This is a genomic window from Nocardia sp. NPDC056541 (assembly GCF_042794235.1).
Taxonomy (GTDB): domain Bacteria; phylum Actinomycetota; class Actinomycetes; order Mycobacteriales; family Mycobacteriaceae; genus Nocardia.
Genome location: NZ_JBHTUD010000012.1, coordinates 140250 through 163794, shown reverse-complemented (window position 1 = coordinate 163794; position 23545 = coordinate 140250). Strand labels below are relative to the sequence as shown.

General features: G+C 66.4%; 22 protein-coding genes. 2 read left to right on the top strand and 20 right to left on the bottom strand.

All coding sequences use genetic code 11. The annotated features are described in order from the left end of the window. Window positions 1-29: 29 nt before the first annotated feature. The 3 genes from ACFQ9R_RS22100 to ACFQ9R_RS22090 all read right to left on the bottom strand — a co-directional run bounded on the left by ACFQ9R_RS22100 (window position 30) and on the right by ACFQ9R_RS22090 (window position 3358). On the bottom strand, window positions 30-791 hold the full coding sequence (locus ACFQ9R_RS22100; RefSeq protein ID WP_378992901.1) for a crotonase/enoyl-CoA hydratase family protein: 762 nt from the start codon (window positions 789-791) through the stop codon (window positions 30-32). 29 nt (window positions 792-820) lie between these two features. After that, complete coding sequence (locus ACFQ9R_RS22095) at window positions 821-2002, bottom strand: thiolase family protein (RefSeq protein WP_378992900.1); 1182 nt, start codon at window positions 2000-2002, stop codon at window positions 821-823. Between the two features lie 126 nt (window positions 2003-2128). Next, window positions 2129-3358 (bottom strand): cytochrome P450, encoded by a 1230-nt coding sequence (locus ACFQ9R_RS22090; RefSeq protein ID WP_378993013.1) that lies wholly within the window; start codon window positions 3356-3358, stop codon window positions 2129-2131. 168 nt (window positions 3359-3526) lie between these two features. Here ACFQ9R_RS22090 and ACFQ9R_RS22085 point away from each other — a divergent pair, with 168 nt between their 5' ends. After that, window positions 3527-4312 carry an SDR family oxidoreductase gene (locus ACFQ9R_RS22085; RefSeq protein WP_378992899.1) on the top strand — a complete coding sequence of 262 codons (786 nt, stop codon included), beginning with the start codon at window positions 3527-3529 and terminating at the stop codon, window positions 4310-4312. 117 nt (window positions 4313-4429) lie between these two features. Here the strand turns inward: ACFQ9R_RS22085 and ACFQ9R_RS22080 are convergent, their stop codons facing one another. The 13 genes from ACFQ9R_RS22080 to ACFQ9R_RS22020 all read right to left on the bottom strand — a co-directional run bounded on the left by ACFQ9R_RS22080 (window position 4430) and on the right by ACFQ9R_RS22020 (window position 19650). Next, window positions 4430-6097 carry an acyl-CoA synthetase gene (locus tag ACFQ9R_RS22080; protein WP_378992897.1) on the bottom strand — a complete coding sequence of 556 codons (1668 nt, stop codon included), beginning with the start codon at window positions 6095-6097 and terminating at the stop codon, window positions 4430-4432. A 73-nt stretch (window positions 6098-6170) separates the two neighbouring features. Then, window positions 6171-7694, bottom strand: coding sequence for a coniferyl aldehyde dehydrogenase (locus ACFQ9R_RS22075; protein WP_378992895.1), 1524 nt, complete (start codon window positions 7692-7694; stop codon window positions 6171-6173). 142 nt (window positions 7695-7836) lie between these two features. Further along, entirely contained in the window at window positions 7837-8505 is a 669-nt protein-coding gene (locus ACFQ9R_RS22070) for a hypothetical protein (RefSeq protein ID WP_378992893.1), read from the bottom strand. Window positions 8506-8515: 10 nt separating this feature from the next. Next, entirely contained in the window at window positions 8516-9823 is a 1308-nt protein-coding gene (locus ACFQ9R_RS22065) for an MlaD family protein (RefSeq protein WP_378992892.1), read from the bottom strand. Next, window positions 9820-10929, bottom strand: a complete 1110-nt coding sequence (locus ACFQ9R_RS22060; protein ID WP_378992891.1) for an MlaD family protein — start codon at window positions 10927-10929, stop codon at window positions 9820-9822. The genes ACFQ9R_RS22065 and ACFQ9R_RS22060 overlap by 4 nt, the downstream gene beginning before the upstream one ends. Beyond that, window positions 10926-12032 (bottom strand): MCE family protein, encoded by a 1107-nt coding sequence (locus ACFQ9R_RS22055; RefSeq protein ID WP_378992889.1) that lies wholly within the window; start codon window positions 12030-12032, stop codon window positions 10926-10928. The genes ACFQ9R_RS22060 and ACFQ9R_RS22055 overlap by 4 nt, the downstream gene beginning before the upstream one ends. Then, window positions 12029-13084 (bottom strand): MCE family protein, encoded by a 1056-nt coding sequence (locus ACFQ9R_RS22050; protein WP_378992887.1) that lies wholly within the window; start codon window positions 13082-13084, stop codon window positions 12029-12031. Before ACFQ9R_RS22050 ends, ACFQ9R_RS22055 begins: the two co-directional genes overlap by 4 nt. 8 nt (window positions 13085-13092) lie before the next feature. Beyond that, a complete protein-coding gene (locus tag ACFQ9R_RS22045) occupies window positions 13093-14133 on the bottom strand; it encodes an MCE family protein (protein ID WP_378992885.1) in 1041 nt (346 codons plus the stop codon). Next, window positions 14130-15395 carry an MlaD family protein gene (locus ACFQ9R_RS22040; RefSeq protein ID WP_378992884.1) on the bottom strand — a complete coding sequence of 422 codons (1266 nt, stop codon included), beginning with the start codon at window positions 15393-15395 and terminating at the stop codon, window positions 14130-14132. The genes ACFQ9R_RS22045 and ACFQ9R_RS22040 overlap by 4 nt, the downstream gene beginning before the upstream one ends. A 1-nt stretch (window position 15396) precedes the next feature. Next, complete coding sequence (locus tag ACFQ9R_RS22035; RefSeq protein ID WP_378992883.1) at window positions 15397-16251, bottom strand: ABC transporter permease; 855 nt, start codon at window positions 16249-16251, stop codon at window positions 15397-15399. Further along, entirely contained in the window at window positions 16251-17078 is an 828-nt protein-coding gene (locus tag ACFQ9R_RS22030; RefSeq protein WP_378993011.1) for an MlaE family ABC transporter permease, read from the bottom strand. Before ACFQ9R_RS22030 ends, ACFQ9R_RS22035 begins: the two co-directional genes overlap by 1 nt. A gap of 626 nt (window positions 17079-17704) precedes the next feature. Next, the gene (locus tag ACFQ9R_RS22025; RefSeq protein ID WP_378992882.1) at window positions 17705-18988 is read right to left on the bottom strand and encodes a sensor histidine kinase; all 1284 of its coding nucleotides are present in this window, start codon (window positions 18986-18988) and stop codon (window positions 17705-17707) included. Then, the gene (locus ACFQ9R_RS22020; protein ID WP_378992881.1) at window positions 18976-19650 is read right to left on the bottom strand and encodes a winged helix-turn-helix domain-containing protein; all 675 of its coding nucleotides are present in this window, start codon (window positions 19648-19650) and stop codon (window positions 18976-18978) included. Before ACFQ9R_RS22020 ends, ACFQ9R_RS22025 begins: the two co-directional genes overlap by 13 nt. Before the next feature lie 124 nt (window positions 19651-19774). On the opposite strand from ACFQ9R_RS22020, the gene ACFQ9R_RS22015 reads away from it, so the two are divergent. Beyond that, a complete protein-coding gene (locus tag ACFQ9R_RS22015; protein WP_378992880.1) occupies window positions 19775-19993 on the top strand; it encodes a hypothetical protein in 219 nt (72 codons plus the stop codon). A 75-nt stretch (window positions 19994-20068) separates the two neighbouring features. Here ACFQ9R_RS22015 and ACFQ9R_RS22010 read toward each other — a convergent pair whose 3' ends face one another. The 4 genes from ACFQ9R_RS22010 to ACFQ9R_RS21995 all read right to left on the bottom strand — a co-directional run bounded on the left by ACFQ9R_RS22010 (window position 20069) and on the right by ACFQ9R_RS21995 (window position 23534). Then, complete coding sequence (locus tag ACFQ9R_RS22010) at window positions 20069-20920, bottom strand: hypothetical protein (protein WP_378992879.1); 852 nt, start codon at window positions 20918-20920, stop codon at window positions 20069-20071. 167 nt (window positions 20921-21087) lie between these two features. Continuing rightward, a complete protein-coding gene (locus tag ACFQ9R_RS22005) occupies window positions 21088-21567 on the bottom strand; it encodes a hypothetical protein (protein WP_378992878.1) in 480 nt (159 codons plus the stop codon). A 748-nt stretch (window positions 21568-22315) separates the two neighbouring features. Further along, window positions 22316-22909 (bottom strand): SRPBCC family protein, encoded by a 594-nt coding sequence (locus ACFQ9R_RS22000; RefSeq protein ID WP_378992877.1) that lies wholly within the window; start codon window positions 22907-22909, stop codon window positions 22316-22318. 40 nt (window positions 22910-22949) lie between these two features. Beyond that, window positions 22950-23534: a hypothetical protein gene (locus ACFQ9R_RS21995; RefSeq protein ID WP_378992876.1), complete on the bottom strand. Its 585-nt coding sequence runs from the start codon at window positions 23532-23534 to the stop codon at window positions 22950-22952. Window positions 23535-23545 lie beyond the last annotated feature (11 nt).

The window sequence follows — 23545 nt, the reverse complement described above, 5'->3', positions numbered from 1 at the left end:
GGTTGATGATGGGTGGGCGGCACGTTGGCCTAGGTGCCCGTCCACTGGGGAGTTCGCTTCTCCGCGAACGCCTTCGCGCCTTCCTGCGCGTCCTTCGTCCCGAAGACCGGGGCGATGAGCTCGAGCTGCTTGCGCCACATCTCGGTGGTGCTCCACTCGGCCGCCTTGACGATGACCTCCTTGGTCACCGCGACCGCGATCGGCCCGTTGGCCGTGATCCGGTCGGCCAGAGCCAGCGCCCGATCCAGGGCCCCTCCCGGTTCGGCCACCTCGTTGACCAAACCCCACGCGGCGGCGTCGTCTGCCGTGAAAGTGTCACCGGTCAGGACCAATTCGAGCGCCTTCTGGTAGGGAATGCGCTGCGGCAGCCGCAACAGCGCACCGCCGCCCGCGACCAGACCGCGTTTGACTTCGGGAACCCCGAACCGCGCGGTTGTGGACGCGACGACCAGGTCCGTGGCCAGCACCAACTCGGTGCCGCCGGCCAGCGCGTAGCCTTCGACGGCGGCGATGATGGGCTTGACCGGTGGCTTCTCGGTGAATCCGAGGCCGCGACCGGCGACGTAGGGGTACTCCCCCGCCGCGAATGCCTTCAGATCCATTCCGGCGCTGAAGTTTCCGCCGCTGCCGGTCAGGACCGCGACGGACAGCTCGGGGCTTTCGTCGAGCTCGTCGACGGCGTCGGCGAGTCCCTGACTGACGGCGAGATTGATCGCGTTGCGCGCGTCCGCCCGGTTGATCGTGATCACCAGCGTTCGCCCGCGCCGTTCCACTAGCACTGCGTCCGACACAGATATCTCCATTCTCTCGGTGAAAGCACTCAGACTTCGATGACGAGGGCGCCGCCCATGCCGCCACCCGCGCACATCGCGGTGACGCCGATGCCGCCGCCGCGACGGCGGAGCTCGTAGATCAGGGTCGCCACCTGGCGGGCGCCCGAAGCCGAAATCGGATGGCCGAGACTGCATCCGCTGCCGGAGAAGTTCACCCGCTCCTCGTCGATGTTGTGCGCGCGGCACGCGGCGATCGGCACCGAGGCGAACGCTTCGTTGATCTCCCACAGCGCCACGTCGCCGACGGTCAACCCGGCGCGGTCGAGCACCTTGCCGATCACGTTCACCGCGGCGATGCCGTTGTCCGCCGGTGTCACACCCACGTTCGCCCAGGCACGCACTGTCGCGAGAACCTCCAGGCCCGCACTCGCGGCGTAGTCGTCAGCGGTCACTGTCACGGCGGCGGCGGCGTCGTTGATGCCGCTGCTGTTGCCCGCCGTGATCGAGAACCCCTCGATTTCGGGATGCAGCACGGGCAGCGCGGCCAACCGCTCGGCGGTCGTCTCCCGGCGCGGATGCTCGTCGATGGCGAAATCGAGGACCGAGCCGTCGGGCTGGGCGACCTTCAACGGCAGGATCTCGTCGGTGAATCGGCCCTCGTCGATCGCGGCGATGGCGCGCTGATGCGACCGCAGTGCCCAGTCGTCCATTTCCTGACGGCTGATCCCGACCTTCTTCGCGGTGTTCCAACCGACGGTGATCGCCATGTCCATGGTGGGCGCGTCGGGAGTTTCCGGGTGCGACGGGGGAATCCACGGCTCCTTGAATTCGAGCTCGGGCCCCGACCCCGGCACCCGCCACTTCATCAGGGGAGCCGTCGACAGTGATTGCACGCCACCGGCCACGATCACCCGCTCCATCCCGACACCGATGTGCGCGGCCGCGTTCGCGATCGAGGTGAGACTGCCCGCGCAGTGCCGATTGACTGCTTGGCCTGGCACGTTCAGCATCCCCGCGGCCACAGCCGCGTGCCGGGCGAGGTCCCCGCCGCCGTAGTTCAGCTCGGCGAGGATCACGTCGTCGATGTGGGTCGGGTCGATGCCCGAGCGCCGAACGGCCTCGGTGAGGATCTCGATGGCGAGCGTCTCCGACGCCACATTCACGAGCGCGCCCTTGAACGATCGCGCGATCGCGGTTCGGACCGCACTGACGATGACTGGTTTGGGCATAGTTCTCAACCTCTGTGTTCCGGCCGCACCCCTCGGTGCGGCCTCGTGTGTATTCCGATGAATCTCGAGTCGTGTTCTGTGCGCACGGCGCCGGTATCGGCGGCCGGGTGAGGCACAGGTATTCGGTCAGTCGATGGTGAAACGTATCGGCAAATGCTTCAACCCACCCACAAACGTCGTCGCCGTCAACTCCGGCTCCCCCGCCAACTCGATCGACCGCAAACGCGGCAACAACTCCCCCAAGAACTTGCTGATCTCCATCCGCGCCAACCCCGCACCCAAACAAAAATGCACACCATAACCGAACGCCACATGCTTGTTCGGATCACGCCCGATATCGAACCGGAAGGGATCTTCGAAAACGTCCTCGTCACGATTGGCCGAAGCGTAGGACAGCAACAACGAATCACCGGCCGGGATCGAAACCCCGTTGACGACCGAATCCTCAGCAGCGGTACGCATGAACGCCTTCACCGGCGTCACCCACCGGATGATCTCTTCGACAGCGCCCGGCATCAGACCTGGATCAGCCCGCAACCGATCCAACTGATCGGGATGTTCGATCAGCGCCCGCACACCACCCGAGATACTGCTACTCGTCGTATCGTGGCCCGCGGTCGCGATAATCGCGTAATACGAAACAATGTCCACATCCGACAACGGTTCGCCGTCGACCTTCGCGTTCGCGATCATCGACGCCAGGTCATCGGTCGGGTTCGCCCGCCGCGATTCGGTCAGCGCCTGGAAGAAGGTGAACATCTCCACCAATGCGTTCATCGCCTCATCCGGCGGCGTCGATCGCTTCAGCTCGTCGTCGTCACTACCCACCAATTCCTGAGTCAGCTTCAACATCAGCGGAAAATCCGACTCCGGCACCCCGAGCAACGACATGATCACGTACAGCGGGAAATTCACCGCGATCTCGGACACGAAATCACACTCACCCCCTGTGTCCCGCATCCGATCCACGTAGCGTTTCGCGAGCTCCTCGATCCGCTCACCCATCGCCTTCATCGCCTTGGGCGCGAACCACTCCGCCGCGATCGCCCGTACGACACGGTGCTGCGGATCATCCATATGGATCAGCGTCCGGATCCCCACGGCGGCTTGCATCTCGTCGGACTCCGCGGTCATCAACACCGGACGCGGCCAGTTCGTGAACCGACGATTCGCCCGCTCCACCGCCATCACATCCGCGTGCTTGGTGATCGCCCAAAACGGTTTGTATCCGGCCACTTCCACGCGCGCCACCGGCTTGTCCGCCCGCAACGCGGCCAACGCGGCGTGCAAGCGCGGCTCGTCGGCGTAGGCGGCAGGTTCGGCCAGAACGTTCGCGGCCTCATCAACGATCGGCATCACTATCAGCACCTTTTCCGTTCCTCGGCCGGCATCCCGGCACTCGCCCCATCGCACACACAGAGCGTGCCGAGGACGTTGTCTCGCCCACAAGACTGATTTATAGTTACCCTTACTGTCAAGCTTTCTGTAACAGATGCCGTATCGGGCATCAGAACGGTGGAATCCATGGTCGCCCAGCAACGCAGGATCGTCGTCGTCGGAGCAGGGTCCGGCATCGGAGCGGCGACCGCGACGCACTTCCACGAGCGGGGAGACCACGTACTCGCGGTCGATCTGCACGCGAACGACACACCGGCCAGCCGGCACGAACAGTGCGATCTGCGCGACGCGGGCGAGATCGCGGCCCTGCTGGGGCGCATCGGGGCGGACTGGGACGCGCTGGCCTACGTCGCGGGTGTACCCGGCACCGCGCCCGCGGCCGATGTCCTCGGGGTGAACTACCTCGGCATGCGGCTGTTCACCACCGGCATGCTGGGGCTGTTGCGCCAGGGCGGCGCGATCGTCACCGTGGCCTCGGTCGCCGCCCTCGGCTGGGAGCAGCGAATCGGCGATCTCGCGGGCCTGCTGGCGGCGACCGACGCCGACGCCGTGGCGCGGTGGCAGGCGACGCAGGACCCCGCGTACCCCGTCTACAGCACGTCGAAGCAAGCGTCGATCATCTTCGCCAAGCGCCTGGCCCCGACCGCCTGGCAGAAGTTCGGCGTCCGGGTCAACTCCGTCAGCCCCGGCCCCACCGAGACGCCGATTCTCACCGACTTCGAAGCGTCGATGGGCAAGGAAGTGCTCGACTCGGTCAAGGCCACCATCGGCAGGCACGCCACCGTGGCCGACATCGTTCCCGTGATCGCGTTCCTCGCGGGACCTGAATCCGGCTGGGTCAACGCCCAGGACATTCACGTCGACGGCGGATTCGTCGCCCCGCTGACCGTCGGTCCGGCCATCGAACTCTGACCCGTTGCGCCCATACGGCACCACGTGCAGTGGTGCCGTATGGGCGGTGGGATCGCAAAATGTCGTGCCGAAACCTCGGACGCCACCACGAGATCGGTGCCGTCCGAGGTCGTTCGATCAGAGTTCGGTGACCTGTTCACGCGCCCAGCGATAGTCCGCTTTCCCGGCCGGGCTACGGCTGATCGCGGAACGGAAGACCACGGCCTTGGGCAGCTTGTAGCGGGCGAGCGACTGCGCCGCGTGGCCTACCAGCTCGTCGAAATCAGCGGTCGCCTCGGCCACGAGTTCCACCACCGCGACGACCTCTTGACCCCATCGCTCGTTCGGACGCCCCACCACCAGCACATCAGCGACCGCGGGATGGGAGACGATCGCGGACTCGACCTCCTCGGCGAAGATCTTCTCGCCGCCGGAGTTGATGGTGACGGCATCGCGACCGAGCAGTTCGATCGTCCCGTTCTCGAGGTGGCGCGCACGATCACCGGGCAGCACGAAGCGCACGCCGTCGATGACAGGGAACGTCGCCGCGGTCTTGGCCGCGTCGTCCTTGTAGCCGAGCGGGGTGAACTGACGCTTCGCGAGCCAGCCGAGACCGTCATGGCCGGCCTCCAGAACGGTACTGAAATCCTCGGCGACGACCCTGGTGTCCAGGCCCGCGGAAAAGGTTCCGGTCGAGACGAAGCCCGCCGCCGAGACATGATGCAACTGGGTTCCGGTTTCCGACGATCCGACGCCGTCGAGCACCACCAAACCCGGCACCGCCTCGATCCACTGCTGCTTGAGCTGCGGCGTGAGCACCGCGCCACCGTTGGCGAGCGCGGCCAGCGAGGAGACATCGGCCGTCTTCGATTCCACCGCGGCGAGCAGCGGTCTGGCCATGGCATCGCCCACCACGATGGCGATCGCGACGCGTTCGCGCTCGATCGTCCGCACGATCTCGGCGCCATCGATCCGATCCACCACCGGGGAGAACACAATGGATTGACCGGTCGTCATGGCGGTGAGTACCGCCCACTGGGCCGCACCGTGGATCAGCGGCGGCAACAGCATGAGTTTGACGCCGGGGTTCGCCGCCGCGCGCGCGCCGATCTCCTCGTAGGAACTCACCTGCGTGCCGGTGTTGATGTCGCGCCCGCCGCAGGCCGCCATGTAGATGTCGTGCTGGCGCCACAGCACGCCCTTGGGCATCCCCGTGGTACCGCCGGTATAGAGCACGTAGAGATCATCCGGTGAGGGCGTCACCGGCGGGTCCACCGGTTCCGTTGCGGCGATGATCGTTTCGTAGTCGACGGCCCCGTCGAGCAGTTCGTTGCCGGAATCGTCGGCGATCTGGATGAGGACACGCAGATGCGGCAGATCGGACCGGATCTCGGCCACCCGCGGTGCGAAGGTCGCGTGGTAGACCAGCGCTGTGGCGCCGGCATCGGCCAGCAGGTGCTGGAGTTCGCTCTTGACGTAGCGGTAGTTCACATTGAATGGCGCCACGCGCGCGCGAAACGCCCCGATCAAACTCTCGACATACTCGTTGCCGTTGTAGGCGTAGATGCCGAGCAGGTCCTGACCGACCTCGTGGGGTTCGAGCTCGGCACGCTCGGTGTGACATCCCAGCCCCTGAGCATGCAGGTAAGCCGCGAGCCGCCGGGATCGTTCGGCCACTTGCGCGTACGTGTGCCGGTGGTCGCCCTGGATGATGATGTCCCGATCCGGGAGCGCCGCGGCGGCAGCGTCGGCGGCGCCGACAAGAGTCAATTGCGTCGAGTCGGACCCGGTCGCGGAAGGGGACAACGTAACTCCTCGATAATCGGTGGTGCGCTCACGCACGCCCGTAAGTTGTGGTGGAAGTAGTGGAGACGGCGTCTCAGCTGGTCGGCTCACGTCGAGGCAGGCGTCCACGCACTCGACGTCCCGCACGCCAGCGCGCGGCCCGCAACGCCAGATCGATGAATTTCGCCGTCCGCGGATCGAAGGGCGGCGCCGCTCTGCCGGTGATGGCGAACGGGAGATCGGTCCCCGCCACCGTGCGCAGGTGACTGAACGTGTCGAAGCCGGTCTTCCCGTGATAGGCGCCCATCCCGCTGTGCCCGACACCGCCGAAGGGCGCGTTCTCGGAGAACATGTGGATCGCGAATTCGTTGCGCGCGATCCCGCCGCTGCGGGTGCCGTCGACGAACTTGCGGAAATCCTTGCGGTCCGGACCGAACCAGTAGGCGACCAACGGCGAAGGCCGCGCGTTGACGTAGTCGATCACGTCGTCGAGATCGGTGTAGGGCCGAATCGACAGGACCGGACCGAAGATCTCTTCGGTAGCGATGCGCATGTCGTCGTCGACGTCACGGATCAGCGTGGGCGCGATCTTCCGCGCGACCGGATCGGGCAACTCCTCGCCCGCCGGTGCGAGTGATTCCACCCTGGCCCCCCGAGCTCGGGCATCGTCGACGAGGGCGAGCACCCGGTGGTAGTTGGCGGTGTCGACCGAGGCCGTGTAGTCGTCGTTGTCCAGGATCGACGGGAACATGGCGCGCAATTCGGTGCGCAAGCTGTCGACGAATCGCTCGATCCGGCTCGCCGGAACGAAAACATAGTCGGGACAGACACAGACCTGGCCGCCATTGACCATTCTGGCGCGTGCGATCCGATTAGCGGCACGGTCGATATCAGCGTCGGGCCCGACCACGATGGGATTCTTGCCGCCGAGTTCGAGCGTGACCGGGACCAGATTCTCGGCGGCGGCGCGCTGCACGAGGCGACCGACTCCGGTCGACCCGGTGAAGAAGAGGTGGTCCAGCGGCAGCCGGGTGAAAGCCGCGCCGATGTCGGGCCCGCCGGTCACCACCGCGAGTTCGTCCTGGTGGAAATAGCGCCCAGCCAGCGAGCGGGTCAGTTCGGCGGTGTGCGCGGTGATCTCCGACATCTTGATCATCACGCGGTTGCCCGCGGCGAACGCCGAAGCCGCGGGCACCACGACCAGTTGCAGCGGGAAGTTCCACGGGCCGACGATGCCGACCACCCCGAGGGGCGAGGGATGGATTTCGGTGCGAATGCCGTACAGCCGGGCGAGGCGGTTCGGCCGGATCGGACGCATCCATCGCTCGGTCTGTGATCGGGTGTGCTCGAAAGCGGTGAGCATCCCCATGATCTCGGCGAACAGCATCCCGGTCCGCGATCGCGTCCCGAAATCGCGGGACATCGCCTCGACGAAATCGTCGATATTGTCCAGGACCATGGCCAGCAGCCGGTCGATCCGGTCGCGCCGCACGGCCGCCGATGCCGGGCCCTCACGCAGGAATGACTGACGTTGTCGTTCCAGGATCGCGACCAGCTCATCCGGGTCTGTCGTTTCACCGGTTCGACCGGCTTCACTCAACCCGACAACCTGTGACATCCGCGCCTCCGCACTCACATCGAACCCGCTGTCGCACACACAGATAAACGGACAACAGATATCGTTCCAGTAATACCAACTGTAACAGCGACACTCCCGCCCGCACAGTGTTTGCGCGGGCTGGGCGTGACCAGCGCGGAGGTCAGGGCAGCGCCACCCGGCTCGCGAGCCAGCGACCATCGACGAGCTCCATCGTCATCATCACCCGGCTGCGGTCCACGCGAGGATCGGGCGAGGCCGTGTTGGTCACCGTCTGGTCGACGAACAGGATCGCCTCGACCTTCGTCGGCGTCGCCGACTTCACCGCCGCATCGAGCACCGTCCCCTTGCCGGTCGCCTTGTTCTCCAGCAGCAGCTGACGCAACTGCCCGCTCGACCGCGTATAGGTGTCCTTGAACTCCCCCGTCGACCCGTCGAGCACCGCGGTGAAATCGCGGTCGAGGTTGCCGGAGTCGACGCTGGTCAAGGTCACCGCGTACGCCCGCGCGGCGTCGAGTCCGGCGGCGGCCGCGGCGTCGGTGTCGTTGTCCTGCTTCAGCTTCCACCCGAGGATCGCCGCGGTGACCACGGCCACCACCGCCACCAGCACGAGCAGCGGGATGCGGATCTTCTTCCAGATCACGGTCGCGATCATCCGACGGATCGCCCACTTGGACGGCATCACGAATTCGGGTTCGGCGGCCGGGGTCGTCGCGTTCGCGGCAGGGTCCGCGGCCTGGTCGGCGGACTGCGCCTGACTCGTCTCCACGGGGACGTCGGTGGTCGGCTCGTCAGCGGTCGGGTTATCGGTGGAGTCGGTCTTCTGGTTCATCTCGGATTCCTCATCGGGGTGGAGCGGGAACCGTCTGGCCGGACTCGGCCAACGGCAACGGCAGGGGCAACGACCAGGGGCCGATCGGCGTGGGGTCGGCGGTGCGATCGGCCGGCTCGCCCGCGGGCGGACGGCCGGGCAGGCGTTCTCCCGGCGGGCGCGGCGCGTTGTCCGCGCCGCGGACCAGGATCGACGGATTGCCGTCTGGGCAGTAGGTATAGAGATACGGTTCGGAATAGTCACCGACCGACGGCGGCTTGCGCGGCAGGTCGTAGACGCAGGTGTAGCGCGGATACAGGCTGACCAGCCCCCAGAATCCGCCGTCGTGCATCACCGTCGCCAACGCGTCGAGGGCCGATCCGGCACGCTGAGTCGGGAAGAAGAACTCCCGCATGGCCGGTACCCGGGTATTCGTCACCTGAGCCACCGTCGAGAGGTTGGTCAACAGACCGACCATCGCGGCGGAATTGTCCGCCAGCACGGTGTCCAAGGCGGTGAGCGTCCCCGGCGCCGCGTCGAGGAACTCCGGGAAACCGCCGGTCTTCACCTCGACGCCACGCATGAAGTGCGCGGCGTCGGCGGAGAACCGTTGCAGCCCTGTCGATCCACGGCCCAGGGTCGAGAGCACGGTCTTGCTGTCGTGTATCAGCGCGACGGTCTGCGGGAGCACCGAATCCAGCGTCGACACCAGAAAGATCCCGCCGTCGAGGAGGTCGGTGAGCTTGCGCGGTCCCTCCGGCCCGACACCGAGCTCCGCGACCACGGCGGCGAGCTGGGCCGGATCCACTTGCGCCAAGCTCGAATCGAGCGTGCCGAGCATCTGCCACAGCGGTGTGGGCGTGGAGGTCTTGTCCGCGGAGATCTCCGCGCCGTCGCTCAGATACGGCCCGGTCGAGCGCGTGGGCCGGAAGTCGAGGAACTGCTCGCCGGCCGTGGACAAACTCGTCACGTCGACCGTGCCGTCGGCGGGCACCCGGACATCGGCGTCGATGCCGGCCACCGCGACCACGCCGCCCGGTTCGAACTCGACCGACCGGACTTCACCGATCGGCACACCGCGCAAGGTGACGTCTTGGCCGGGCAACAGTCCACCGGACTGGGTCAGATGCACCCGCACCGCGATCGTCGAGGCCGAGGGATCGAAGCCGAGCGCACCGAACACCAGATAGGTCGCACCGGCGACCGCGACCATGGCCAACGCCACCGCGGAGAGCGCGAGTCGGTAGGGATGTCCCCCGCGCACCCCGCCGACCAGCAGTCGCGCGGGCAGATCCGCTACCGTCGAACCGAGTGCGGCGAGCCCGCCGACGGCGCTCATCGGCCGGGTCCGAGGACGCGCTCGCGCAGTGCGAGCAGGGTGTAGGTGAGCGAACCGACCAGTGCCTGCCAATCGCTCGCGTCGGGTATCCGGTTGCCGGGATCGGCCTGGTGGCCGGGGTCGGCGAGCGCCCCGATCGCGAAGTCCTGCAGGTCGACATCGCCGTGCGCCGAGGTTCCGCTGGAGAGCCTGATGATGGTCGGCAGCATGGCGTTCATCGCGGCCAGGCTCGCGTTCGGATTCAGGATGGCGTCGTTGAGCCCCGCGGAGATCTGGTCGAGATTCGCGATCAGCCCGCCGATCTCACCACCGCGAAGAACCGGGAACTTCGCCAGTTGAGCGCTGACATCGTCGACCTGCCGGACGAGTGCGAGCGCCTGCTGCGCGTTCGCCTCGATGACGGTGGACGCGGGACCCGCGGCACTGATGAACTCGTCGATCACAGTGCGGTGCGTGGCCAATTCGCTGACCAGCCGATTTGTTTCGGTCAGCGCGAGCCGGATGTCGTCGGAACGGGCGGCCAGGGCCGTGACCAGCTGGGTGGACTGATCCAGCAGCCCACCGAGGTTGTCGCCTCGATCGCCGACCGCGCGCCCGAGTCCGTTCACGACGCTGGTCAGATTGCGGATGGCACCGCCGTTGACCAGCAGCGAGGCCGTGGTCAGCAATTCTTCGACGGTCGCCGCGGCCGAGGTCTCCGGCAACGCGATGGCATCTCCGTCGCGCAGCGCGGCGGTCGAGGGTGTGGCATCGATCGGTGCGTCGAGCGCCACGTAGACATCGCCGAGCGGGGTCGCGGTGCGCAGCTGCGCCCGAGTGCCGACCGGTAGTTCGACATCGGCCCGAATACGCAGCGCCACCTTGGCTTTGTAGTCGGCGACAGACATCTCGGCTACCTCGCCGACGTCGGCGCCCGCCAGCCGGACCTTCGCCTTCGCCGGCAGGTTCAGCGCGTTCGCGAACGTCGCGTTGATCGTGTAGCCGGACTCGCCCGACCCGGGTGCCGACAGCGGCAAGTCGTCGAGCCCGACGCCACATCCGGTGGTCACCGTGACCACGGCGAGCGCCAGCGCCGCCGTCGTCAGCACGGAATTCCTGGTTCTCATCGAGGCAACCTACTCATCGCTTCCAACATGTCGGTGATACCGAAATCGGGTCCGAAATCCTGCAGAGTTCCTGTGCTGCAACCCAGTTGGCGCAGCCCGAGGATGTTGCACACCTCTTTGACCATCTGCCCGTCGAAGGCGACCCGGTCGAGGAGCGCGTGGATGCGCGCACCGCCTGCCTCCTGATCGACCGCGTTGTAGCCGTTGGCCAGCAACATCGGCGTCAGGTCGAGGAATTCGGCCAACTGGTCGCGATAGTCGGCGAGCGCCTTGACAACGGTTCCCGTGTCGGCGACCGCGTGGCGCAACGGCTCCCGATTGGCCATCAGCAGATCGTCGGCTTGCCGCATCACCGCGGTGATCTGCGCGCCGGTAGCGCCCGATCCGATCTCGAGCTGGGTCAACATCTCACCCAATTGCCCCGAGGCCGCGCCGAATTCACGGATGGTCTGATCACCGTCGGCGGCCGCCGCGACCAGTACCGACAGCTCCTGCGTGATCTGGGTGACCGAGTCTCGGGTCCCCGCTCCCGCGTCATCACCCAGGCGCAGCGCCCGCGACAATTCATCCATGGTCGCGCGCATCTGCTGCCCATTGCCGCTGGTCGCCGACGAGGCGACGGCGAGTATCCGTGCGATCGGACCGTCACCGGGTTGCTCGCCGCCCAGCTCACCGGACAGGCCGTCGGCCATGGCCAGCAACCGATCCACCCCTACCGGCGTTCTGGTGCGCTCCAATCCGAGTGTCGTCCCGTCGCGCAGCATCTCCCCGCCCCGATACACGGGGGTGAACTCCACGTGCCGGTCGGTCAGGACCGAGGTCGATACCGTCACCGCCATCGCGTCCGCGGGGATCTTCGCTTCGCCGTCCACCCGCATGGTCACCTCGACGTAGGCTCCTCGCGGCACGATCGTGGTGACCTCGCCGACCGGCATCCCGAGTATCGCGACCGTGTTGTCGACGTACAGTCCTGCGGCACTGTCGAAATGGGCCACCACCGTGATGTCGTCGGGTCCGCTTCGCATCGGCGCGCTCGCGCAACCGACGAACCCGAGAACTGCGAGCACCGTGACGACCCGCACCAGCTTCATCAGTGTTCTCATCGACAATCTCCGAAATACTGTGGCAACTGGGCCAATTCGGCGTGTCCGCTCAGGGCGCACATCCACGAGTCGACGAGCACACCGCCGGGCGCGTTGAAGTCCACCGAGTTTCCGTTGCCGGAGGCGTTGGTCAGGTTGCGGACCGCGACGGGCAGGATCTGCAAGGTATTGCGCAGCAGGTCGTCGTGGCGGGCGAGGCTGCCGAGCAGCCCGTTGAGTCCGGTGAGTAGTTGGTCGATATCCGCCCGGTCATCGACGACGATGCCGCGGACCTGCTCGACCAGTCGAGTCGTCGCCGACATCAGCAACTCGATCGCTTGCCGCCGGGAAGCTATGTCGGTCAACAGGTCTCGACCCATACCGACGATCACTTCGACATCGGACTGCTGGCTGTTGACCATGGCGGTCAGCTCACGCACCCCGGTCAGCAAGGAACCCAATTCGTTCCGGCGGCTGCCCAGAATGCTCGACAACGTCCTGATATTGGTCAGCACGCCGGGAAGGACGGCCGGCACGCCGTCGAGCTGCGTGGCCAGGGTGTCGAGGGAGCGGCTGATCTGCGCGGCGTCGACCTGTTCGAACGTGGTGGTGGCGTTCTCCAGCGACTGTTGCAGATCGTAGGGAACAGCGGTGTGCGACAGCATGATCCGACGATCACGCAGCTCGCCGGGACCGGCCGGGCGCACCTCGACATAGCGGGCGCCGAGCAGCGTGGTCAGTTTGATCGCGGCGGTGGTCTCCGTGCCGAGCGGTACGTCGCCGGCGATCCGCATCCGCACCACGACGCGGTCACCCACCAGCGTCTGGCCGGTCACCGCACCGACCTGGACGCCGGCGACCGTGACGCTGTCACCGACGCGCAGCCCGGCTGCCTGGGCGAACTCGGCGTCGTAGCTGCGCTCGCCGACACCGAGGGTGTTCCAGCCCAGCGCGCACGCCAGCAACACGACCAGTACGGCCAGCGCCACGAGCCCCAGCGCGCGCGGGCTCTGTTCTTCGATCGGGCGGGCGTACGAGGCGCTCAGCCGCCGAATTCGAGTCGATAGTGTCATGAATTGCCTCACCTACAGATCGGCGATTGCTGAACGGTTCCGGCCGGGGTGGCCATTCTGACGATCGCCGGGATCAATTCCGAGAGCGCTGGGATCGCGGTGAAGCCGAGATTGCAGAGGTAGACGTTGAGGTTCGCGCCTTCCTGGCTGACGCGGGCGATGCCCTTCAACAGCGCGGGCAGGTTGAATCCCAGGTAGGCGAACTGATCCTTGTTCTGCTCGAAATGCCGGGTGAACCCAGGTTCCCGGTTCATCAGTCGCTCGAGCGCGGGCCGATCCTCGGCGACGACGGTCGCCATCCGGTCCGCGACTCCCGAGACCTCGGTCAACGTCGTCATCAGTTCGTCACGGTGACGCGCCAGCCCCTCGACGATGGTCCGGGTTCGGCTCAGCAAGGTGCTGAGTTCGGCCCGTCGGCCCGCCAGGTTCTGCACGACCTGGTTGAGATTGGTGATGACCGCGCCGAGCACCTGGTCTGGACCGGCCAAAGACTGTGCCAGCGTGGACATCTGCTCGATCAGCCGGGTCAGCGAGCCGACGTCGCCCTGCAACGCTTGCACGAGTGCGGCGGTGACATTGTCGACCTGCTGGGGATCGAGACCGCTGAACAGTGGTTCGAATCCGTTGAGCAGCGCCGAGAGGTCGAAGGACGGCTCGGTACGCTCCACCGGGATCTCCCCGTCGCTCGCGAGGACGGAGTCCACGTGGTTTTCCCCACGGGACAAACCGAGGTAGCGCTGTCCGATGACGTTCTGATAGGTGATGGCGGCCACGGTGTCGCCGTAGAGGTGCTGGGCATCTTGAACCCGAAACCGAACCCGGGCTCGGGTACCGGCGAGTTCTACCGCGTCGACACGTCCGACGCGTACCCCGGCCATCCGCACGTCGTCGCCGACCCGCAATCCGGTGGCATCGGTGAAGATCGCCGAATACGGCTTCGTCGAGCCGTCGATGCCGCGATTCAGGGTTACGAAGGTCATCGAGATGAGGGCGAACGCCACGACGAGAAAGACGCTGAGTCCGGCCACCGAACGACGATGCTGGTTCATCGTGGGGCACCTCCTGTTCCGGGGACACCGGTGGTGAGTAGTTGGGCCAGCACCTGTTCCGCGCTGTTGGCACCGCCCGCGAGCACCCGGCCGATGAGGTCTTGCATCTGCGGGGTCAGCACAGGTTTCGGCATGGTGCGGGGGTCGAGCGACGCGGGCAGCGGCTCGGCCGAGGTCGTCAGCGGCGCTGTCGCGCAGCTCGGGCCGGCGAGATCGCCGTAGCGGGGGCAGTCCGCCCGCGTGTACGCGGTGTCCGGGGTCAGCCTGATCTGGAATTTGCCGGTCCCGTTCTTGGTCTCCTCGTTCCAGAATTCGGCGAACCACACGTCCGACAAGTTCTTGATGCTGCCCACGATGGGACCGAAGTTCGAACTGCCCGCGGCGAAGACATCCAGGACCGGAGTGAGCTGATCGGTGGCCGTCACCATCTCCTCGACGTGGCGGTCCAATCCGCCGCCGACGGTCGACAACGTGGCGGTGCCCGCCGTGAGCAGGTTGCGCAGCGCGGCCTCCTGCTCGACGACAGCACGCATGGGGACGACCGCGGAATGCAGGGCATCGAGGAGATCCGGTGCCGCCGAGGCCAAACCCTGCACCGATTCGGTGAGCGCGGCCATCGTCGACGGCTCACCCGGCGGCGCGATCTGGGCGGCGAGCTCCCTGGTGATGTGATCGAGCTGGGCACCGGCGCGCACGAGGTCGGCGCCGCGCCGGTCGGTGGCCTTGGCGACCGCGGCGAGCACTCCCACCGTGTCGCTCGTACTGATCCGCGCCGTCGCCGCCACGATGGTTCGCAGCTTGGTCAGTGCTGTCTGCAATTGCACCGTCGACAAACTCGTGTCCTGCTGGATCTGCGCACCGGCCCGCAGCGGTCGTCCAGGACCGTTGTCGACCAGCTGCACCGAAGACACCGCGAAGATGTTGCTGGGAACAACCCGCGCGGTCACCGAGTCCGGAATGCTCACCAGCAGACGAGGTTCCAGCTCGAGTCGGGCCCGATTGCGGCCGCCGTCGATCGATGGCGTCACTTCGGTGACAGTCCCCACCAGCACACCGCGGAACTTCACGTCCGAGTTGGGCGGCAGGCCGTCACCCACCTGTTCGAGCAGGGCAGAGACCTCGGCCTTCTCTTCGAAGGACCCGGTCGACTTCATGTACACGACGGTGAGCCCACCGACGATCAGCGCGAACGCGACCAATCCCCGCAAGAACAGAGACAATTTCGACGGACCGCGTCCGTCCTTGTCGAACAAGACCGACATCTCACCCTCCCAGCCGCGCGCTGGCCCCGATGCCCCACAGAGCGATGGTCAGCATGAGATTGACGACGATCATCACCGAGATCGCCGCGCGCATGGCACGGCCGGCCGCGATGCCGACGCCCTGAGGTCCGCCCGCGGCGTAGTACCCGTAGTAGCACTGGATCGTGGTGGTGAGTAGCACGAAGACAATCGCTTTGCCGAGCGAGTAGACGATGTCGGGCCCGTTCAAGACGAGCTGGAAGTAGTGACGATAGGTCCCGATCGACAGCCCACCCGACATACCGACCACCATCTCGACAGCCACATAGTTGGCCGCCAAACAGAGCAGATACAGCGGCACGATCGCTACTACGGAGGCCAAGAGCTTGGTGCTGACGAGATAGGGAATGGATCGGATCGCCATCGACTCCATGGCGTCGATCTCCTCGGAGATACCCATCGAGCCCAGCTGTGCGGTGAACCGGCAACCTGCCTGCGCCGCGAAGGCCAGTGAGGCCATGATCGGCGCCAACTCGCGCGTCGAGGCCGTCGAGGCGACCAAGCCGATCGCGGGCTCCATACCGAGCAGATGCAAGGCGTTGTAGCCTTCCAGCCCGATAATAGCGCCACCGGCCGCGCCCAGGATGATGATGACCCCCGCGGTTCCGCCGCCGACGACGATCGATCCATTTCCCCATGCGATGTCGGACAGAGTCCGCATGAACTCGACTCGATAATTGCGGAGCATCACCGGAATCGACCCGGCGGCACGCACGAAGAAGGTGAGCATGTGCCCCAGGCGCATGAATACGACGCCGAATTTCTTCGCATATGTCGTCACCGATCTGGTGCCGAACGGGTAATAGGTGGATGCCATTACAAGCCCTGCCTGGGAAACAACATCATGAACAGCTGCGTGAACAACACATTAACGATCATGAGCAACAGGATCGAGGAAACAACCGTTGAATTCACCGAGTTCGCGACACCGGCGGATCCGCCCTTGGTCGTAAGACCCTTATGACAGGCGACCACCGCGACTATCGCGCCGTAGACCACCGCTTTTACCAGAGTCAACACCAGATCCCCCACCGTAGCGAACGAGGCGAACGTCGCTACGAAACTCCCGGGCGCACCGCCCTGCGCGAAGACATTGAAGGCATAGCCCGCCACGAAACCGACGAAGCACACCACCCCGGTCAGCGAGACGCCGATGACGATCGCCGCCAGAAACCGCGGAACCACCATGCGCCGGATCACCGAGACGCCCATGATCTCCATGGCGTCCAGTTCCTCTCGGATCTTCCGCGATCCCAGGTCAGCGCAGATGGCCGACCCGACGGCCGCGGCCATCAGCAGCGCCGCCACCATCGGGGCGCCCTGCCGGATGACCGCCAAGCCGCTGGCGGCCCCCGCCAGGGAGGTGGCACCGACCTGACCGGCCAGCAGTCCGAACTGAATGGAGAGCGTGACCCCGATCGGCAGGGCGACAAAGATTGTCGGCAAGACGGCCGCCGAAGCCATGAAGGCCCCCTGCGCCAGGGTTTCCCGCACAGCCAATTTCCCCGTGAAGAGGTCGACCAGCAGATATTGCACCGTACGAACACCGAGGACGAATTGGCCACCGACAGTGCCGATGGCAACACCGGGATGCCGGTCGAGATAGCCGCGGAACCACGCGGCGACCTCTCTGCTCGCCGGCATGACAGACCGCTCCGAGCTCACCGCTCGCCTTTCACGGCGCTTGTCTGCTGCCGGATCAAATCCGTTTACCATCGGTTCGCGCGTCTCCATTCGGGTAACACCGCCCAATTGCCATTCCCGAGTGTGCGTGACGTCACACGGTCTAGTCAACAGAATTCTGGAATTATTTTTCGAGCCAATTCGACCATTTAGTTAAATGGCACGACAATTTGCCCGCCCAGAATAGTGGGCGAGCTCTCACTACGCATCGGCGTATATTTCCGATCGACAAATAATATGCAGGGAATTCAGATTTTATGGACTGCCCGACCAGTCGGACACCCCTCCGATCGCGGCGCCGTAGGAATGTCCGTGCCGTAGCCACCAGCGTGCGGACAGGGTCCAGCCGCGACGCGAGTTCCGACGAACCATCCCACTCCTCCCGACCGCCACGCTATGACCACCATCCGCCTACCGGCTCTTACAGTTGCCACTCGACATCACCTGCCGAATCGACTCCGGACTCATGGCGGCGTAGGTCGCCCGCAGCCGCCCGACATGACGTGAGCAAGCATACTGTATTACTTACAGTTAGTCACGCAAGAGTGCTACGGGCTGCTCGGCAGCCGTCACGGCGGGCACACCGTTCAGATCGCGGCGCCCGGCGGTGGCAGCACCAGGGTGGCGATCGTCCCGCCGCCGGCCACCGGTTCGATGGTGGCGGTGCCGCCGTGCGCTTCGGCGATCCAGGCCACCAGCGCCAAGCCGATGCCGCTGCCACGACCGCCACTGACCCCGCGCTCGAACGGATTCGACGACAGCTGGGGTGCGAGCCCGGTGCCGTGGTCACGGACGCAGACCCGGCCCGCGCCGACGAAGACCTCCACCGGCACCCGCGGATTCACCGCGCCGTGGGTGAGCGCGTTCTCCACCAGATTGCGGATCGCCAGGCCGAGCAGACCTGGGTCACCCACCACGACAGTCGGTTCCGCGCGCAGCACGAGACGGTCGGCGCCGAACTCCTCGACCACCGACTCGGTCAGCTGATCGAGCAGCAGCTGCACCCGCTCCAGCGTGGCCGCCCCCGACTGTAGGCGAGCCCTGGCCAGCAGACCTGCCACCACCCGTTCCATCCTCGCGCCGAGAGCCCTCGCATCGGCCAGCACCCGTTCGGATTCGGCCGGTGTGCGTGCGCGCGGCACGGTGACGAGCCGATGCGTGGCGAGCGGAGTGCGCAGTTCGTGCGCCGCGTCGCCGAGGAAACGTTCCCTCTCCTCGACCAGCGCCAGCGCCTGACGCATGCTCCGCCCCGACAGCAGATGCCCGCCGACCGCGGCGGCCGCCACCATCACCGTGCCGCCGACCGTCAATGCCCACAGCAGGAGTGCGCGGCCACGGTCCCACGCGTCGGGGTCGGCGCCGGTGATCAGGACCGCCTCGCGGTCGGAGTCCTCCCAGCCGAAGGTCGCGGCGGCCAAGCGGACCCGGCGCCCTGCGCTGTCGATCGAATCGCGGTAGATCGTGTCGCCCGGCGCCTGGGTAGCGGCGTCCGCGGTGGCCGCGATCCCCGATTCGGCGGGCATGTGCGATCGGAGGTGTCCGTAGTGGACCGTCCAACCGCCGGTGGCGTCGGCCGTCAGCACCAGGATGGCGATCTCGCCGCCGACCAGCTCGTCACCGGGCAGATCCGTGGTGTCGACGGCGTCGTCCTCGTCGAGGTAGAGACGCGGACCCAGTCCCGTCAGCACCCGGTCGAGATCCGCGTCGAGGGCATTGTCACGGGACCGCGCGTCGATGACGGCGGCCACCAGGCCGAGCACGATCAAGCACAGCATGGTGATCGCGGTGATGAGCACCGTGAGCTCGATCCTGGCCCGGTGCAACCGCGCCACCGCGGGACGTGGGTCGGAGGTGGCGATCAGGACTCGCACGCGACGCCGCCCAGGACGAAGCCCGCACCGCGCACCGTGTCGATCACCGGAGGGGCTCCGAGCTTGCGCCGCAAGCCTGCCATCACCGCGTCGACCACATTGGAATTCGGTTCGGCCATCTCGTCCCAGCACGCCTCGATCAGGTCCGACCGCGACACCACCGCGCCCGCCCGTGTCGCCAGCAGTTCCAGCACCGCGAATTCCTTCGGCGTGAGCGAACGCAGGATGCCCGCGCGTCGCACCCTGCGGCGCGGCAGATCGATCTCGATGTCGCCCGACCGGAGCAGCGCCGGGGTGGGATGATCGCGGCGACGGCACAGCGCCCTGACCCGGGCGGCCAGCTCGGCGAGCGCGAAAGGCTTGCCGAGATAGTCGTCGGCACCGTGCTCGAATCCGGCTATACGGTCGGACAATTCGTCGCGCGCGGTGAGCACCAGGGCAGGCACCGGGCAGCCACGCGCGCGCAGTGCCGCGAGCAACCGCAAGCCGTCACCGTCGGGCATTCCCCGGTCGACGACGAGGACGTCGTAGGTGTTCACCGAGATCTTCAGATCGGCGTCGACGAGCAGATTCACCAGGTCGACCGCGAATCCGGCTACTCGGAGCCCGGACGCGATCTCCTGGCCCAGTCCTTCGTCGTCCTCCGCCACCAGCACACGCACGAGTAGTGAGAGTAGGGCACGCCCGGCACGGGTTCGCGGCGTGGCGACCTCACGAAAATCTCACGCGCACTGAGGTTCTCTGGTCCTGCCCCGGACACCACCGGGTTGCTACGAAAGGAACACCATGAGCTTCAAGTCCGTCATCACCGCCACCGTGATCGCCGCGGCCTCCGTCGCGGGCGCAGGTCTGGCCTCGGCGGCGCCCGCCGTGCTGCACACCGGTTTCGTCGGCAGCTACGCCACCTTCGAAGCCTGCGCCGCCGACGGCGCCTCACCGACCACCGGCGGCGCGCAGTGGGAGTGCGTCGAGGTGGCCGGTGGCTGGGACCTGTACACCTACTGATCCCACCCACGGCAGTGCCGGCGGGGTGCCTCCGCGCCGGCACCGGGGCGATCCAGTATGGCGATGGTTCTCTACTCACTCGCAACTGTGTGCGGGTGGGATGGCTTGCGGAGGGAAGAAATCTATTCGGTTCGCGTCGGATCGAGGGAGAAGGAAGGCTGCTCCGTGCGTACGGCTCCAGGACGTCGGGAGCAGCAGGTACTGGTTTCCTGATTGCAGGATGAGTTTGAGGCCGTCGTAACGGAAGTGGTAGGCGGCGTCGGGAGCTGGGCAGGTGAGTTCCACGACGCCCGGCGCCGCCAGCCCGAGGCGTTTGTCCGAATAGACCGACACGCTCGGCTGTTCGGCGAACGTTTCGACCTGCTCGATCGCTCGGCCGGTGCCGACGGCGGCCGAGTAATCGGCTACCGCCCAGAAGAGCCCGACACCGACGAGAACGAACACAGCGCCCCATTCTCCGGCGGTGAGGACGTCTGCCGATGATTCGGTGCTGGCCTGATCAGTGCGTCTCGATCGGACGGCGGAAACGATCAGAAAGATTCCACCGACCATGCACAGGCCCGGCGCTCCGACAACCATCCTCAGCGGTGTCGAGATCACGATGGTGAGCAGTCCGGCGGCAACGAGCACGAAGCCGGCGACCATCGATGCGATCACCAGTCTGCGGCGATTCTCAGGACTGATCCGCGGCAGCGCGAATTCCCGGAACATTCTGCGGCAGAAGAGATATGCCGTGAACAGACAAGCGCTCGCCGCGAGCGGGATGAACAGGGAATCCTGACTGCGCATCAAGTAGTCCTGGGTGGTCAGGCCAAGTGTTGTGGCGTTCACGCCGAAGTAGTCGAAAAACCAGTAGGCGTGGGACCAGCCGAAGAAGAACAGCAGTGCGGTGATCAACGTAGTGGGCGCAGCGAAGTTGCGGATCATCAGGCTGAGGCGGGACAGCCCGGTGTCTCCCGGTGCAGCCGAGGTCGAGGCTTGCGGTGGCTGCGCGGGTCGGGGAACACCCGTCGACCGGTGTGTGGCGCGTCCAGAACGCGCGGTCCCGGCGGGACGAAATCCAGAGCCCATATCGTCGTCCTATCAGTTGCCGATCATCCACCGGACGGTGCTGGTGGATGATCGGTGCCGCCGTTCGTGGCTCCGCTGTTGCCGGTGCCCGGGGCCGTCTCACCACCCCCGGACTTGCTGTTGCCAGTGCCCGCACCATCGCCGGTACTGCCGGTGCCGCCGGTGCCGCCCTCGGTCGTGCCGCCGCCAGTCTTGCCGCCGCCCTCTGTCGTAGCGCCGCCAGTCGTGCCGCCGCCAGTCGTGCCGCCGCCCTCTGTCGTCTCGCCACCGCCACCGCCGGTACCGTCTCCGCCGCCGCTGATGGGGCAAGGTTGTTTACCGGAGAGCTGGACCGTCACGGTCGTCCCAGCCTCGACGGTCGCCCCGTCGGTCGGCGAGAATCCCGAATACGCACAATCGGATTCCAGTGGCAACGTGATGGTGTAGGCGAGCTCGACACAACCCGCTGCATGGCCTGCCTCCTGGCAGGCCGACGCGAACGCGGCATCGATGCGTCCCTTCAAGTCCGCGGTGAGCGGAGAACCCTTCTCCTGGAAAGACGGGATTTTGACCGGTGAACCCTTCGCCTGGTTTCCGCCACCCGGCTTATCCGGAGGTGGTGCGCCGCCGGCAGGAGGTGGGGAGTACGGACCTACCGGACCGCCGGGCGCGGGAGCTCCCGCGCCGTCCTGGCCGATCGGTCCACCGGGCGCGGGGCCGCTGCCAGGCGATTGCCCTCCCGGTTCCGATGCCGAATCCGTAATATTCGCGGCTGTCGGTGCGGGTGAGAGCGATTCGGGCGGGGGGCGGACGCATCCAGCCGATACCGTCGCAATCGCGGCCGCGGTCACGATCACCAGCCATCCAGGGGTGATTCCAGCGGCCGAACAAGCGCCGAGACGACCTCGACCGCGCGCCGCGTCACACCGATCGGATTCGCATCGCATCGCCCGCTCCTCTCGTGCAATGAGACGAGAGTGCGCCAAGCAGGCACGGCATGCACGAGTACTCGACTACTCGCTTGCCTTGCTCACGACACGAGTCCGATGAACGTCAGGCGGTCAGGTCATCGTGGTCCGGTCGGACACTCCCCGCCAACCACACGGCAATCCGCAGGTCGCGATGACCCTTGTCACGATGTGGCCGTCGGCGAAGATACTGACCGCGTGTGCTTGCGCCGGGTAGCCACAGGCGCCGCAGGTGCCGAAGTAGTTGAGAATCTCCCGACTGACCCCGGCATCGAAATTCGGAACCGGCTCCACATCGTGCCTTTCAGCGGTAGTAGTTCGCCCATCTCCCGAGAACGACCCGGACGAACGGGCGAATGAAGAACGCGGTCCAGCTCAGTCGGAGGAAAGCGAAGACAGCTGGCCTCCCCGCGATCGTCCACCGGAGAACCGTCGTCCCCTCGGGCGTTTCGGAAAGGTGGAAGTCCATGGTGTAGGACTTGACCAGCAGCGGGATCGAGGTCTTGATGCCGGCCACACTCAGCCGGGTGTGTGGATCGCGGCGGGTGACCTGTTCCGCGGCGGCGAAGACGATGGCGTCGAGGGTGCGGACGGTTCCCGGACCACGTTCCTGGTCATGGTAGGTGACGCCGTCGATCATCGGGATCCAGGTGAAGGCGCCGTCCTCGAGTGCGGACCACACTTCCCACGGCATGGCGGCGAAGTCCTGCTCGACCGACATCTGGAAGGTCGGGCGCCGGGATTCGATCAGCCGGATCGCGTGGTCGTCGACCGGCGGGGTCTCGGCGCCGAGCAGCCGTGCGGCGCGGCGCTGCAGGACGAGCAGAACGACGAGACCGCCGACCGCGGCCACAACGAGGGCCCCGAGTGCGGTGCCGAGGAGAACGAGCCAAACCATGTGCAGCGCAGTCCTTGTCGCGGGAGTGGAGGAGACGGGTTCACGGTGTGGTGCGCAGCATGGGCGAGGAGACTTTGCTCGTCAGCCATCGGTCGCCGGACTTCGCCAGCGACAACGTGATCGACAGCTGACCACGGCGGGGCTGCTGCTGGGTGCCGACGCTGGCGACGGACTGGTCGACGACGACGAGCGCCTCAGCGGTGTCGGTACCGCTGGTGGCGATCGCGCAGTCGACGGTGCCCGCCGTCGACTGCACTCGGCCCTGGATCAGGACTTCGCGCAGATCGGCACTGGTGGACTCGAATTCTTGTTTCCACGCGCCGGTCGCCCGGTCGAGCACGGCGGCGAAGTAGGCGTCGAGATCGGTGGCGTTGTAGGTCGACAGCACCGAGCCGTACGCGCAGGCGGCCGCCCGTGCCTCGGTGCGTGATCGCTCGAGTTCGCTCGCGCGGTGGTTCTGCCAGCCGAAGTAGCCGCCGGCGGCCGTTCCGCCGATGCCGAGGGCGACTGCCAGGGCGACCACGATCGCGGTGGTGCGGTTCCGGCTGGTGGATGGTGGTGCCGCGGTATCGGTTTCCTCGGATTCCGGCGGCGCGGGGGCTGTCGATTCGTCGGTGTCTGTCATGGAGTTCCTTT

Excerpts from the sequence above, each read along its gene's own strand:
- ACFQ9R_RS22095 (WP_378992900.1), bottom strand. The coding sequence starts at position 2,002 with ATGCCCAAACCAGTCATCGTCAGTGCGGTCCGAACCGCGATCGCGCGA.
- ACFQ9R_RS22090 (WP_378993013.1), bottom strand. The coding sequence starts at position 3,358 with ATGCCGATCGTTGATGAGGCCGCGAACGTTCTGGCCGAACCTGCCGCC.
- ACFQ9R_RS22085 (WP_378992899.1), top strand. The coding sequence starts at position 3,527 with ATGGTCGCCCAGCAACGCAGGATCGTCGTCGTCGGAGCAGGGTCCGGC.
- ACFQ9R_RS22075 (WP_378992895.1), bottom strand. The coding sequence starts at position 7,694 with ATGTCACAGGTTGTCGGGTTGAGTGAAGCCGGTCGAACCGGTGAAACG.
- ACFQ9R_RS22070 (WP_378992893.1), bottom strand. The coding sequence starts at position 8,505 with ATGAACCAGAAGACCGACTCCACCGATAACCCGACCGCTGACGAGCCG.
- ACFQ9R_RS22065 (WP_378992892.1), bottom strand. The coding sequence starts at position 9,823 with ATGAGCGCCGTCGGCGGGCTCGCCGCACTCGGTTCGACGGTAGCGGAT.
- ACFQ9R_RS22060 (WP_378992891.1), bottom strand. The coding sequence starts at position 10,929 with ATGAGAACCAGGAATTCCGTGCTGACGACGGCGGCGCTGGCGCTCGCC.
- ACFQ9R_RS22055 (WP_378992889.1), bottom strand. The coding sequence starts at position 12,032 with ATGAGAACACTGATGAAGCTGGTGCGGGTCGTCACGGTGCTCGCAGTT.
- ACFQ9R_RS22050 (WP_378992887.1), bottom strand. The coding sequence starts at position 13,084 with ATGACACTATCGACTCGAATTCGGCGGCTGAGCGCCTCGTACGCCCGC.
- ACFQ9R_RS22045 (WP_378992885.1), bottom strand. The coding sequence starts at position 14,133 with ATGAACCAGCATCGTCGTTCGGTGGCCGGACTCAGCGTCTTTCTCGTC.
- ACFQ9R_RS22040 (WP_378992884.1), bottom strand. The coding sequence starts at position 15,395 with ATGTCGGTCTTGTTCGACAAGGACGGACGCGGTCCGTCGAAATTGTCT.
- ACFQ9R_RS22035 (WP_378992883.1), bottom strand. The coding sequence starts at position 16,251 with ATGGCATCCACCTATTACCCGTTCGGCACCAGATCGGTGACGACATAT.
- ACFQ9R_RS22030 (WP_378993011.1), bottom strand. The coding sequence starts at position 17,078 with ATGCCGGCGAGCAGAGAGGTCGCCGCGTGGTTCCGCGGCTATCTCGAC.
- ACFQ9R_RS22015 (WP_378992880.1), top strand. The coding sequence starts at position 19,775 with ATGAGCTTCAAGTCCGTCATCACCGCCACCGTGATCGCCGCGGCCTCC.
- ACFQ9R_RS22010 (WP_378992879.1), bottom strand. The coding sequence starts at position 20,920 with ATGATCCGCAACTTCGCTGCGCCCACTACGTTGATCACCGCACTGCTG.
- ACFQ9R_RS22000 (WP_378992877.1), bottom strand. The coding sequence starts at position 22,909 with ATGGTTTGGCTCGTTCTCCTCGGCACCGCACTCGGGGCCCTCGTTGTG.
- ACFQ9R_RS21995 (WP_378992876.1), bottom strand. The coding sequence starts at position 23,534 with ATGACAGACACCGACGAATCGACAGCCCCCGCGCCGCCGGAATCCGAG.